The 12,239-nt window shown below is 42.1% G+C and carries 15 protein-coding genes; 14 read left to right on the top strand and 1 reads right to left on the bottom strand.

Annotation, left to right across the window (positions count from 1 at the left end):
- Positions 1-10 precede the first annotated feature (10 nt).
- The 9 genes from spoIIAA to ACXAFV_RS09150 all read left to right on the top strand — a co-directional run bounded on the left by spoIIAA (position 11) and on the right by ACXAFV_RS09150 (position 7,569).
- Positions 11-361: an anti-sigma F factor antagonist gene (spoIIAA, locus tag ACXAFV_RS09110; protein WP_446243497.1), complete on the top strand. Its 351-nt coding sequence runs from the start codon at positions 11-13 to the stop codon at positions 359-361.
- A gap of 2 nt (positions 362-363) precedes the next feature.
- On the top strand, positions 364-807 hold the full coding sequence (gene spoIIAB, locus ACXAFV_RS09115) for an anti-sigma F factor (protein WP_475125891.1): 444 nt from the start codon (positions 364-366) through the stop codon (positions 805-807).
- 12 nt (positions 808-819) lie between these two features.
- A complete protein-coding gene (gene sigF, locus ACXAFV_RS09120; protein WP_475125893.1) occupies positions 820-1,581 on the top strand; it encodes an RNA polymerase sporulation sigma factor SigF in 762 nt (253 codons plus the stop codon).
- 207 nt (positions 1,582-1,788) lie between these two features.
- On the top strand, positions 1,789-2,409 hold the full coding sequence (locus ACXAFV_RS09125) for a stage V sporulation protein AA (RefSeq protein ID WP_475125894.1): 621 nt from the start codon (positions 1,789-1,791) through the stop codon (positions 2,407-2,409).
- Positions 2,399-2,821: a stage V sporulation protein AB gene (locus ACXAFV_RS09130; protein ID WP_475125896.1), complete on the top strand. Its 423-nt coding sequence runs from the start codon at positions 2,399-2,401 to the stop codon at positions 2,819-2,821. The genes ACXAFV_RS09125 and ACXAFV_RS09130 overlap by 11 nt, the downstream gene beginning before the upstream one ends.
- An 18-nt stretch (positions 2,822-2,839) precedes the next feature.
- Complete coding sequence (gene spoVAEA / locus ACXAFV_RS09135) at positions 2,840-3,409, top strand: stage V sporulation protein SpoVABEA (RefSeq protein WP_475125899.1); 570 nt, start codon at positions 2,840-2,842, stop codon at positions 3,407-3,409.
- Between the two features lie 49 nt (positions 3,410-3,458).
- A complete protein-coding gene (locus ACXAFV_RS09140; RefSeq protein ID WP_475126111.1) occupies positions 3,459-4,877 on the top strand; it encodes a spore germination protein in 1,419 nt (472 codons plus the stop codon).
- Between the two features lie 268 nt (positions 4,878-5,145).
- A complete protein-coding gene (lysA, locus tag ACXAFV_RS09145; protein ID WP_475125901.1) occupies positions 5,146-6,453 on the top strand; it encodes a diaminopimelate decarboxylase in 1,308 nt (435 codons plus the stop codon).
- Positions 6,454-7,215: 762 nt separating this feature from the next.
- The gene (locus ACXAFV_RS09150) at positions 7,216-7,569 is read left to right on the top strand and encodes a GNAT family N-acetyltransferase (RefSeq protein WP_475125904.1); all 354 of its coding nucleotides are present in this window, start codon (positions 7,216-7,218) and stop codon (positions 7,567-7,569) included.
- A 34-nt stretch (positions 7,570-7,603) separates the two neighbouring features.
- On the opposite strand, the gene ACXAFV_RS09155 is transcribed toward ACXAFV_RS09150, so the two are convergent.
- Complete coding sequence (locus ACXAFV_RS09155) at positions 7,604-8,125, bottom strand: DUF309 domain-containing protein (protein WP_475125905.1); 522 nt, start codon at positions 8,123-8,125, stop codon at positions 7,604-7,606.
- Between the two features lie 139 nt (positions 8,126-8,264).
- Between ACXAFV_RS09155 and ACXAFV_RS09160 the strand changes: the two genes are divergently transcribed.
- The 5 genes from ACXAFV_RS09160 to ACXAFV_RS09180 all read left to right on the top strand — a co-directional run bounded on the left by ACXAFV_RS09160 (position 8,265) and on the right by ACXAFV_RS09180 (position 12,089).
- A complete protein-coding gene (locus ACXAFV_RS09160) occupies positions 8,265-9,056 on the top strand; it encodes a segregation/condensation protein A (protein ID WP_475125907.1) in 792 nt (263 codons plus the stop codon).
- Positions 9,043-9,636 carry an SMC-Scp complex subunit ScpB gene (gene scpB, locus ACXAFV_RS09165; RefSeq protein ID WP_475125910.1) on the top strand — a complete coding sequence of 198 codons (594 nt, stop codon included), beginning with the start codon at positions 9,043-9,045 and terminating at the stop codon, positions 9,634-9,636. The genes ACXAFV_RS09160 and scpB overlap by 14 nt, the downstream gene beginning before the upstream one ends.
- A gap of 169 nt (positions 9,637-9,805) precedes the next feature.
- Positions 9,806-10,972, top strand: a complete 1,167-nt coding sequence (locus ACXAFV_RS09170; protein ID WP_475125911.1) for a D-alanyl-D-alanine carboxypeptidase — start codon at positions 9,806-9,808, stop codon at positions 10,970-10,972.
- Entirely contained in the window at positions 10,965-11,558 is a 594-nt protein-coding gene (locus ACXAFV_RS09175; RefSeq protein ID WP_475125912.1) for a nucleoside recognition domain-containing protein, read from the top strand. The genes ACXAFV_RS09170 and ACXAFV_RS09175 overlap by 8 nt, the downstream gene beginning before the upstream one ends.
- Positions 11,559-12,089, top strand: a complete 531-nt coding sequence (locus ACXAFV_RS09180; RefSeq protein WP_475125913.1) for a spore maturation protein — start codon at positions 11,559-11,561, stop codon at positions 12,087-12,089.
- Positions 12,090-12,239: the final 150 nt, after the last annotated feature.

The raw sequence follows: 12,239 nt of genomic DNA on the forward strand, positions 1-12,239 counted from the left end.
CTTTCTGATAGTGAGTCTTGCTATTAACCTTGAAGTGAAAAAAGATGTGTTGTGCATCCGTCTAAGTGGAGAGTTGGATCATCATACGGCAGAAGAATTAAGGGAAGAATCTTCAAAGATTATCGAGAGTGAGAATATCAAACATATCATTCTGAACTTGGAAGAACTGGGCTTCATGGACAGCTCTGGTCTGGGTGTTATTTTAGGGCGATACAAACAAATCAAGCAAAAGCATGGAGAAATGGTCGTTTGCGCGATTTCCCCTGCAGTCAACCGATTATTTGAAATGTCCGGATTGTTTAAGATCATCCGTCTTGAACCATCTGAGGAAAATGCATTACAAAGATTGGGGGTCGCCTGAATATGAGAAATGAAATGAACATTCAATTTAGCTCCCTGAGCCAGAATGAATCATTTGCCCGAGTGACAGTGGCGTCTTTTATCGCGCAGTTAGATCCAACGATGGATGAATTGACGGAAATCAAGACAGTTGTTTCTGAAGCCGTTACGAATGCCATCATTCATGGATATGAAAACAATCCTAATGGGATTGTGTATATTTCAGTTGTAATGGAAGATGATGGATTCATCGACATGACGATTCGGGATGAAGGAGTCGGCATTGGTGATGTGGAAGAAGCCAGACAGCCTTTATATACGTCAAAGCCTGAACTTGAACGATCAGGAATGGGCTTTACCATAATGGAAAATTTCATGGACGAGGTAGAAGTGTCATCACACCCGGGTACAGGCACCACTGTTAGACTGAAAAAGCACTTGACCAATAGTAAAGCGCTATGCAATTAAGGAGTCGTGCCTATGGATGTCGAAGTGAAAAATGAAAAATCCCAGCCTTTTTTGAAGGATCATGAAGTAAAGGAACTCATAAAGAAAAGCCAGACAGGCGACCAGGCTGCCAGAGATACCATAGTGCAGAAAAATATGAGACTGGTATGGTCCGTTGTCCAGCGCTTTCTTAATAGAGGGTATGAACCTGATGATTTGTTTCAAATAGGCTGTATCGGGCTGCTGAAATCAGTGGATAAGTTTGACTTAAGTTACGATGTGAAATTCTCGACCTATGCTGTGCCGATGATCATTGGCGAAATCCAGCGTTTCATCAGGGACGATGGCACTGTAAAAGTAAGTCGTTCCCTAAAAGAAATGGGGAATAAAATCCGTAAGGCGAAAGATGAGCTTTCGAAGAAGTTCGGAAGGGTGCCGACTGTAAGTGAACTGGCCGATCATCTTGAGTATTCGGTCGAGGAAGTCATCATGGCCCAGGAAGCCAGCCGGGCACCATCATCGATACATGAGACAGTCTATGAAAATGATGGGGATCCCATTACATTACTGGACCAGATTGCCGACAATTCGGACCATAAGTGGTTCGATAAGATTGCTTTAAAGGAAGCCATTCGTGAATTGGATGACAGGGAGCGTCTGATCGTCTATCTAAGGTACTACAAAGATCAGACTCAATCCGAGGTTGCCGACCGGCTCGGTATATCCCAGGTTCAGGTATCGAGGCTTGAAAAAAAGATATTACAGACAATGAAGGAACATATGTATACTGAATAAAATATCCTTACCCTTTTTTCTCGAAGATCCTGGGACAAAAAAGGGTAAGGTTATTTTTTTATGGGTTTTTTAAACTCAAAGAAAGTCAAAGCGATTAGTGGAACGTTAATAGAGACTATATGTCGATTTCACAACTTACATAAATTATTTCCGTTTATCCATACTATTGGTACAAGGGGAAAATCATGTTTTCAGGAAGTGAACAGCATGGAAGGAATTGTGTACATTCGGCTGAGGCATCGTGTTCAAGTTAAATCAGATAGTTTGGTAAATCTCGGTCAATTGGCGCAGATCATCGCCCCGGAAGCTGTACTCGGCCAGCTGAAAAGCATAAGTATTCACCAGGTGACACCTTCTGATAAGAATATTGTCGTCATTGATGTTATGACTGTCATCAATAGGATTTCCAAGAACCATCCTCTCCTGGATATCCAAACGATTGGTCCTGTACAAAGCATCATTGAAGTCATTTATGAGAAAAAGAAAGTATCTCTGCCATTATTCATTGGCGTGTGGCTGCTCTTGTTTGTCGGTGCGGCGATGGCAATCATGAACTTTCATGAAGATGTCAGTATGAGACAGGTTCATCAGACACTCTACCACTTTGTAACCGGTGAAAAAGACCCGCATCCTTTACTGTTTCAAATCCCATATTCTTTTGGCCTTGGTCTGGGGATGATCCTTTTCTTTAATCATATCTTTCGTAAGAGGTTGAACGAAGAACCGAGTCCGTTAGAAGTCGAAATGTTCAATTACCAGCAGGACTTGGATCAATATGTGATCATGCATGAAAACAAAGAAAGTATGAAGCGATTAGATGACAATTAGTGTAATCCTGACATTATTTATTGGTTTTGCGGGTGGTTTGGCAGTAGGGTCTGGCTTTGTTGCTTTTTTAACAGTCCTCGGGATCATTCCAAGACTGACACAATTGACCAAAACGATGAAAATGATTCACTATTATGAAATTGCGGTAATCACCGGGGCGCTGACCGGGGGATTTATCAGTTTGAACAATTACACGATGCATATGAATCCAATCGTATTGATACCGATAGGGCTTGCCAGCGGGGTTTTTATTGGGCTTTTGGCAGCAGCATTAACGGAAGTTCTGAATGTCTTTCCCATCCTTGCGAAACGGATTGGAATCGAGGGACAAATTGTCGTGTTAATCATGGCCATTGTATTTGGTAAGATATTCGGCTCCCTTTTTCATTGGCTGTATTTGGTTTATCAATAAGGCTCGAGGGGTTTTTCTATGGGTAAAAAAAGAAATGTAGTTCTGATAACAGATGGAGATGAATATGCGAAGAGAGCAATTGAGAGGGTGGCAAAAGATTATGGAGGACGCTGTATTTCAAGTTCTAAAGGAAATCCTTCCGTACTTCCAGGCCCTGAACTTGTAAAACTCATAAAAAGAGCTAAAAATGATCCTGTCTTTGTCATGTTTGATGATAGTGGATATATCGGTGAAGGCGCAGGTGAAACGGCATTAAAATATGTCGCGAATCACCCGGACATCAAGGTTCTCGGAATCATTGCAGTAGCGAGTAAGACTCGTCAAGCTGAGTGGACAAGGGTGGATGTCTGTATTGATAAGTTTGGTGAATTAACGCCATACGGAGTAGACAAATTTGGTGTACCCGAACTTGAAATAGGGAGAATGAATGGAGACACCGTATATTGCTTGGATGAATTAGACGTTCCCGTCATTGTCGGAATAGGTGATATAGGGAAGATGGCTAAAAGAGACGACTATTCACAAGGAGCTCCCATTACAAAAAAAGCGGTGGAAATCATCTTTGAAAGGAGCGGTTATCGTGCCTGAAATTAAAAAAACACCCATTCCAAAGGACCCGGCTGTTTTAGAAGAATACATGCAAAAAAATGTCGGCTTGAATAAAAGCTTCGACCTTGGCGTCAGAAAATTAAAGATCCTTAGGAAAAATGTTCATTTTTACTATATCAATGGTTTGACAGATGCGGGGTATATCATTGAACTTGTGGAAGAGCTTGTTGCGATAAATGATAATGAACGTCTGTCCACCCATTTATTCGATATCGTTCATAACCGGTTGGTTCATCAATCAGTGGAACCGGTTAAAACAATTGAGGAAGCGGTCGATGAAGTATTATCAGGGTTGATCGCTGTAGTCGTCGAAGGATATCCCGAGGCCCTGGTTGTTGATGTAAGAAGCTATCCTGGCCGCCAGCCGATGGAACCGGATACGGAAAAAGTTGTGCGTGGATCCCGTGATGGTTATGTGGAGAATATAATCATTAACACGGCTTTGACGAGACGCAGAATCAGAGATCCGAGGTTGAGATTCGAGATTTTCCGTATCGGGGAACGTTCGAAAACAGATATTTCGATTGCGTATATTGATGATGTGGCCAACCCGAGCTTGATTGAAGTAATCAAAAAAGAATTAAAAAGCATTAAGATTGATGGTTTGACCATGGCTGACAAAACGGTGGAAGAGTTCCTGGTGAAGCAGGGCTATAATCCTTACCCTCTTGTACGTTATACAGAAAGGGCAGATGTTGGAGCCACTCACTTATTGGAAGGTCATGTCCTTATTTTCGTGGACACTTCCCCTAGTGTCATAATCACGCCGACCACTTTCTTTCATCACCTTCAGCATGCGGAAGAATACAGACAGTCTCCAGCTGTCGGGACTTTTGTAAAATGGACCAGATTTTTTGGGCTGTTAGCTTCCCTGTTTCTGCTGCCGCTATGGTATTTATTTGTTCTTGACCCGTCATTGCTGCCAAAGGGGCTGGAATTTATCGGACCGAACGAACAGACGAATATCCCGATCATCGCTCAGTTATTCATTGCGGACATAGGAGTGGAAATGTTCAGGATAGCCGCCATTCATACTCCTACACCTCTCTCCACCGCCATGGGTTTGATTGCAGCGGTATTAATAGGACAAATCGCCATCGATGTCGGCTTGTTTCAGCCTGAAGTCATACTTTATGTAGCAGTGGCTTCGATCGGAACATTTGCTACACCAAGCTATGAATTGAGCGTCGCCAATAAGATGGCAAGGCTGATGCTTCTTGTGGCTGTGGCATTCTTCCATATTCCCGGGCTTGTCATCGGCTGTACACTCTACATCCTGTTTGTAACAAATATCAAATCGCTTAATACACCTTACTTATGGCCGTTGATTCCGTTCAGTCCGAAAGCGTTCGTCCAGATTCTTATCAGACGTTCGATGCCGGGTGCAAAGATCCGCCCAAGTATTGTACAGCCGCGTAATAAATATAAACAGCCGGCTAAATCGTAAGAATATTGCAACACCTCTTGATCTGTGTTAAATTACTTTTAATTAGCAGGCTTGTTAAACACTTATTGATTTAGACCGTCTCTAGCTTTTGGTTGGAGTGCAGGACGAAGACTCCTGCGGGAGAAGTGACTAATGTGAGACCCCGCAGGGAGGTACGAGCGAGGAGGCTCACGGGTCACTCGCGGAAAGCGAAGTCTTGCACGGAAATCAACAGCGGTGCTTAGCAGGTCCAATCAATATAGGATCAAAGAGGGGAATGAGTTGTTTCATGCATCTTCATGGTTCAGCAGAAATCAATCACAATGGGCATTTAATGATAGGCGGGGTAAGTACAATCGATCTTGTAAAACAGTACGGCACCCCCCTTTATGTCTATGATACAGCCTTAATCAGAGAAAGAGCGAGAGGATTTAAAGAAACATTTCAGGAACTGGGAGTGAAAGCGGAAGTAGCATACGCCAGTAAAGCATTTTCAAGCATCGCGATTTTCCAATTAATGAAAGAGGAAGGAATGTCGCTGGATGTAGTATCGGGCGGAGAGCTGTTTACGGCTTTAAAGGCTGAATTCCCTTCAGAACGAATTCATTTTAACGGAAATAATAAGTCGCGTGACGAACTCGTGATGGCCGTGAAAAATAATATTGGCTGTATTGTAGTCGATAATTTCCATGAGCTTATGCTTATTTCTGGAATCACCTATGAAATGAAGCAGAAGACAAAAGTGTTATTGAGGGTGACACCAGGAATTGAAGCGCATACCCATGACTATATCTTGACAGGTCAGGAAGATTCGAAATTTGGTTTTGATCTCCAGAATGGCCAGGCAGAAGAAGCGATGAAACAGTCCATGAAATCAGAATACATAGAGTTATTGGGGCTGCATTGCCACATCGGATCGCAAATCTTTGAAACGACAGGATTCATCCTCGCTGCAAAGAAAATCATCGAGAAGGTTGCAGAGTGGAAGACGGCTTACGGCTTCGAACCTAAAGTAATCAATCTTGGAGGGGGATTCGGCATTCGGTATACACAAGAGGATGACCCGATTCCCCCGTCGCAATATGTGAAGGAAATGATTCATGCAGTCAAAGAAGAAGCATCCAGATTTGGTTTGGGGATGCCTGAAATCTGGATTGAACCAGGACGCTCGCTTGTAGGTGATGCAGGAACAAGCTTGTATACGGTAGGATCAAGCAAAGAGGTACCCAATATCCGTAAATATCTCGCTGTCGATGGGGGAATGAGCGACAACATCCGCCCGGCTTTATACAATGCCGAGTATGAGGCCGTCATCGCCAATAAGGCAGATGCCGATCCGCAGGAGACAGTGTCCATTGCGGGTAAATGCTGTGAATCCGGCGACATGCTCATTTGGGATCTGCCCCTTCCGGAGGCGGAAGCGGGAGATATATTGGCCGTCTTCTGCACCGGGGCATACGGATACTCGATGGCAAACAACTATAACCGAATTCCCCGTCCCCCTGTCTTATTCGTAGAGAATGGTAAGTCAAAACTTGTTATCCGCCGTGAAACCTACGAAGACCTGATCACACTCGATGAATCACTGACTAAATAAGCAAAGCAGTTTGAAAGTGATACGTTAACTTTCAAACTGCTTATTTTATTTGCATAATCAATAATGAGCATCAATTCAGGCTGATTTAATAATAGATATTATGTGGCAAAGATTGTACGATTGCAATGTTTAACTGGCTCAAGCTGTTGATTGGAGTGCAAGACGAAGACTCCTGCGGGAAGAGCGAGACAGGTGAAACTTGTCTAGCTGCGGGGCTTAGAGGCACATGTCATAAGTCAACTCGTCCAAGAAGGCAAAGAACGCCTTCGTGGCCGATTCGCCTTATGCCACCCGCCTTTGAGCAAAGCCCCTCCGCTTTTCCGTGCTACCCGCGGAAAGCGAAGTCTTGCACGGAAATCAATAGCGGTATTCAAAGAGCCTATCTATTTTCATTTACTGAAGAAAGTGCATTGTACAGTCGGACTTTCAATATTGCCTAGTTTTTTATACAATAAACAAAGATAATTTACATCATATAATAGTGAAGGTGAAGGACATGAAGCTGAATAATGGAGTATTGTTCTTGATACTGTTGATCCTGGGTTTCTTGGGTGGATTGCTGTACTGGTTAGTATTGGCTTAATACGGAAGAAAATGAGGTTGAATAAACAAACTAATTTTAGTAAGATATATAAACATTCATCTTATTGACGTGATTTAATTCTTGAACGGAAATCAATCTCTATTGATTTAAAAATTATTGTTTTTGTCTATAATGATAATAATAGCCATTATAGGTACAAAACGTAACGAGGGGTAATTATGTTAATTCGGTATAAAAAGGCATTTGAAAAGATTGCAATGGGTCTATTATCTTTCATGCCAAATGAAAAAGATTTGAAAAAACTTCAACAAACAATGAAGCAATATGAAACGGAAGATAATTGGCAGCTTTTTTTATGGAAAGAAGAGGATATTGTTGGGTTAATCGGAGTGTTTAAAACAGACAGCACTTTGGAGGTTCAGCATATATCGGTTAACCCTTCCCACCGTCATGAAGGGATCGGGAAAGCTATGGTCAAACAGTTGAAAGAAATGTATTCGGAGTTAACGGTAAAACCGAATTCGGAAACAGCTTCTTTTTTCGAAAGATGCGATGAAGAGAATATCGTTTAATACTATAAAGAGACTAACCAGCAGCTTCAACCTGCTAAGTTAGTCTCTTTTTCTTGAGCGCATTCAGTCTTTCGGTAATTACAGGGGTGCGGTCCCTCCTTGAATGCCGATGGATAAGCTCCAAATTTGACAGGTCACTCGGCATGCACCACTTATATCCTTCTTTTTCGCATAACTCTTCGGCCATTTTCAAGAGGTCAGGGTCTTTTATTGGAAGGTCAAGGCTGTTGTATGGCAAGTGTTCATCGATATCTTGTATCGTTTTTTCAAGGGTTTTGATCAGGGTCGAGGATTCCAATCCAAGTTTATTAAGAAGTTCCTTATTTTCCTCCAGGTTTATTAAAGCTTTTGCAAGCATTCTTTTGGCACCATTTACATTGTTTCTTCTGTAATGATATAAACCGACTGCTATTTGGATGAGGCCAACCCAATGTGAGGAACGATTTCCCGGATCGACTTCCTTCCAATATTCCTCCAATACCTCGTGACACTCAAAATAGTCCCGATTTCCATGGAAATGGACGAGATATTGAACATATGCTTGAGGATACTGCATAATATCCCTCCTTTTCAACTAGTGTATCATATTCAGTCTGTACTTAAAAAAGTGTATCAAAAGAGATCAGAACGATTCAAAAAATTACTATTGGAGATTAGAGTCTAATCTACTATACTTATAGAGATAGCTCATAGGAATGAATGGAATAGAAATTGGTGATATAGTGGAATACAATGTAAAGATCGATGCGTTTGAAGGTCCACTCGATCTTCTTTTGCATCTTATCAATTCTTTAGAAGTGGATATATATGATATCCCGATGGCTCAAATCACGGAGCAGTATTTATTATACGTACATACGATGAAGAACCTCCAGCTGGATGTTGCGAGTGAGTATTTAGTCATGGCAGCAACGCTCCTTGCCATTAAGAGCAAGATGCTCCTTCCAAAGCACGATGATGGCATCACGGATGAGGATATAGAATTCGAAGAAGAAGATCCGCGTGATGAATTAGTTGAAAGACTGATAGAGTACAGGAAATTTAAAGAAGCGGCAAACGAGCTTAAAGCCCGTGAAGAAGAAAGAGGACAGGTCTATACTAAGCCGCCGAGCGACCTTACGGAGTTTACTGAGGAAGCGGACTTGAAAAACGCTGAAATCCAAGTGTCATTATATGATATGCTTGGTGCTTTTCATAAACTGTTAAGACGTAAAAAGATTCAGAGACCGGTTCAGACGAGAATAACAAAGCAGGAAATATCCATAGAGAAACGTATGGATGAAATCATAAGCAGTTTGCGAAAAGTAAAGAAAAGAACGCTGTTCACATCTCTTTTTCCTTCAGATGACAAAGAGCATTTGGTCGTTACCTTCCTGGCTGTTTTAGAATTGATGAAAAGAAAGCAGATTGTCGTGGATCAAGAAAATAATTTCAAGGACATATTTGTAGAGTCATGCGAGGAGGTGGGACTTGTTGGACAACAGTAACTGGAAGGGAATCTTGGAGAGTCTTCTCTTTGCAGCGGGAGATGAAGGCCTTTCTTTGAAACAAGTCTGTTCAGTTCTTGAACTGAGCGAGGCTGAAGCAAAAGACACCCTTCAGGATTTAAAAAAAGACTATGATGAAAATGATGAACGTGGTATTTACATCACTGAACTTGCCGGCACGTTCCAGCTTGTGACAAAGAAATGTAATGCCGATTATTTAAAGAAGCTGGTGGAATCACCAAATGTCAGCTCATTATCGCAGGCTGCATTGGAAACACTAGCGATCATTGCTTATAAGCAGCCGATTACAAGAGTGGAAATTGAACAAATAAGAGGAGTCAAAACAGAACGTCCGATCCATACCCTTACGTCAAAAGGCCTTGTTAAGGAAGTCGGGAGAGCGGAAGGGACAGGACGAGCTTATCTGTTCGGTACAACAAAAGAATTTCTGGACTATTTCGGCTTGAACAATCTTGATGAACTCCCTCCGCTACCTGAGAACATCCAGGAAGATTTCGCTCAAGATGAGGCCGACTTATTTTTTGAAAAGTTTCAGGAAACGATTGATTCAAGTGAATAACAAAGTATCATTCAACACGGCTAGGTTCTCGGACCGCCGTGTTTTTTTATTATAAGGTGAAGCATCCGGGCCTGTGCTCCAAAGGCAGAGAAAGTTCATGTTTGATTCATATTAGCGCTTGTCCTGCATAAACTTGTACAAACACTTCAAAGTACTATTAAAGGGGTAGATGAGTGTGCGCAGGAAGAATACGAAATTTTACATATATTATATGCTTGTATTTGCTTTATTGTTTGTTTTGGTCTCAAAGGAAGCCCAGGCCGCACCATCAGTAAGTGCTCAAAGGGCCATCCTGATGGACGGGGAAACAGGGAGGGTATTGTTTGAAAAGGATGCTCACAGTAAAAGCAGAATTGCCAGTATCACGAAAATTATGACCGCGATCATTGCGATTGAGTCAGGTAAGATGGAGGAAGAAGTGACTGTTTCCTCAAATGCCTCTGGAACAGAAGGGTCATCACTCTATTTAAAAGCAGGAGAAAAGATAAAACTTGAGGATTTGGTGTACGGTTTGATGCTCAGATCCGGAAACGATTCTGCCGTTGCCATTGCAGAGTCAATAGGTGGAAGCCTTGAGGGATTTGTGCATTTGATGAATCAAAAGGCTGCTGAAATCGGAATGAAGAATTCACATTTCTCTAACCCGCATGGTTTGGATGATCATGACGATCATTTTTCTACTGCCTATGACATGGCATTATTAACCAAATATGCAATGGAAAACGATCTCTATAAAAAGATTTCAAGTACAAAAGTCCATACCGCGCCTAATCCTGAAGAACAATGGGATCGCAAATGGAAAAATAAAAACAGGCTGGTGACCGAGCTTTATAAACATAGTACAGGCGGTAAAACCGGATATACGAAGCTGGCTAAAAGAACGCTTGTTTCCACCGCATCAAAGGACGGTGAAAACTTAATCGCAGTAACTCTGAACGCACCGGACGATTGGAATGACCATATCGGCATGTTTGAATATGGATTTGACCAATTCGAATACAAAACCGTTCTGGAAAAAGGAACCATTGAGAAGTTTGATGATGAGTTTTATGCAGGCCATGTGTACGTGAAACGGGATGTGATCATGACTCTGCGGAATGAAGAAGAAGAATCAGTAAGAATTGAATTCAAAATGTTAAAACCGGAACAAGAGTGGAAGAAGAATAGAAATGTCCCGGAAGTTGTCGGTAAGGCTGTCATTTATTTAGAGGACAGAGAGGCAGATTCATTGCCTGTTTACTTTAAGGGAGAAGATGAGCCTGAAAAAGAGAAAAGCTGGTGGAAATTTTGGGCATATTCAATGGAAACCTTCCTGGGAGTAAGTCAAAATGGTTAATCTGATCTGGGTGGGTATGACCATAATCGGGCTTATATTTGCCATCATCAACGGAAGAATGGAAGAAATTAATGAAGCGATTTTCAAATCAGCCAATGAAGCGGTAACCCTCTGTATCGGATTGATCAGCGTACTGGTATTCTGGCTGGGAATCATGAGGATTGCCCAGGAAGCGGGTCTCCTTGATAAGCTGGCCAAACTGTTCAGGCCATTTGTAAAACGTTTATTTCCTGAAGTTCCGGATGACCACCCTGCCATGGGGTATATCCTCTCAAATATGATCGCAAACATGTTCGGACTCGGAAATGCAGCAACTCCCCTTGGAATTAAGGCAATGGAACAGTTAAAGAAGTTAAACGGTGGAAAGGATTCAGCCAGTAGATCCATGATTACATTCTTAGCCATTAATACATCAAGCCTGACGATCATTCCGACAACTGTTATTGCGATACGAATGAAATATGATTCAGCATCACCGACCGAAATTGTAGGACCCACATTAATTGCAACCCTGTTATCCACAATAGGCGCTATTTTAATAGACCGATATTTTCATTACAGACGTACTCGTCGCGAGGTGAAATAAATGCAATGGATCTCTACTATATCACTGTGGCTGATACCGATCATGATTGGATTTATATTAATCTATGGGACTCTTAAGAAAGTCCCGACTTATGAAGTGTTTGTGGAAGGCGGTAAAGAAGGAGTTAAGATTGCCATCTCCATCATTCCTTTTTTGATAGGTATGCTTGTTGCTATCACTGTGTTCAGGGAATCAGGCGCATTGGAATTCTTTGTTGACCTTATACGTCCGGCACTGCTTGCGCTGGGCATCCCCCCGGAAATTGTCCCGCTTGCGATCATCAGGCCGATCTCAGGTACGGCGGCTCTTGGGATGATGAGCGATATTGTTGCAGCATATGGACCTGATTCCTTCATCGGAAGACTTGCATCCACCCTTCAGGGAAGTACCGATACAACCCTCTACGTCCTGACCGTTTACTTCGGTGCAGTAGGTATAAAGAAGATGGGCGATGCACTCAAAGTAGGACTGCTCGCAGACCTCGTCGGCATCGCAGCAGCCATCTTCATCGTCACTATCATGTTTGGATGATGCTCAATTGAGAAATTTTAATAACGTGTAAATTAGGAGGTATATAAAAGGTAAATATATGAAAGTAGTGGATCAGTGTAAAGATATTGGAAGAAACTACACTCCCGTTGGAGGTAGTGGGGTTGTTCTAATGGATTCTAGCTGTTGGTT

The organism is Rossellomorea sp. ABR4_012 (assembly GCF_056159545.1).

Coding starts and splice junctions, on each gene's coding strand:
- ACXAFV_RS09130 (WP_475125896.1), top strand. CDS start 2,399: ATGACAATTAGTGTAATCCTGACATTATTTATTGGTTTTGCGGGTGGT.
- spoIIAB (WP_475125891.1), top strand. CDS start 364: ATGAGAAATGAAATGAACATTCAATTTAGCTCCCTGAGCCAGAATGAA.
- ACXAFV_RS09140 (WP_475126111.1), top strand. CDS start 3,459: ATGCAAAAAAATGTCGGCTTGAATAAAAGCTTCGACCTTGGCGTCAGA.
- ACXAFV_RS09175 (WP_475125912.1), top strand. CDS start 10,965: ATGGTTAATCTGATCTGGGTGGGTATGACCATAATCGGGCTTATATTT.
- sigF (WP_475125893.1), top strand. CDS start 820: ATGGATGTCGAAGTGAAAAATGAAAAATCCCAGCCTTTTTTGAAGGAT.
- ACXAFV_RS09160 (WP_475125907.1), top strand. CDS start 8,265: ATGAATGGAATAGAAATTGGTGATATAGTGGAATACAATGTAAAGATC.
- spoVAEA (WP_475125899.1), top strand. CDS start 2,840: ATGGGTAAAAAAAGAAATGTAGTTCTGATAACAGATGGAGATGAATAT.
- ACXAFV_RS09155 (WP_475125905.1), bottom strand. CDS start 8,125: ATGCAGTATCCTCAAGCATATGTTCAATATCTCGTCCATTTCCATGGA.
- ACXAFV_RS09150 (WP_475125904.1), top strand. CDS start 7,216: ATGTTAATTCGGTATAAAAAGGCATTTGAAAAGATTGCAATGGGTCTA.
- ACXAFV_RS09170 (WP_475125911.1), top strand. CDS start 9,806: ATGAGTGTGCGCAGGAAGAATACGAAATTTTACATATATTATATGCTT.
- ACXAFV_RS09180 (WP_475125913.1), top strand. CDS start 11,559: ATGCAATGGATCTCTACTATATCACTGTGGCTGATACCGATCATGATT.
- ACXAFV_RS09125 (WP_475125894.1), top strand. CDS start 1,789: ATGGAAGGAATTGTGTACATTCGGCTGAGGCATCGTGTTCAAGTTAAA.
- lysA (WP_475125901.1), top strand. CDS start 5,146: ATGCATCTTCATGGTTCAGCAGAAATCAATCACAATGGGCATTTAATG.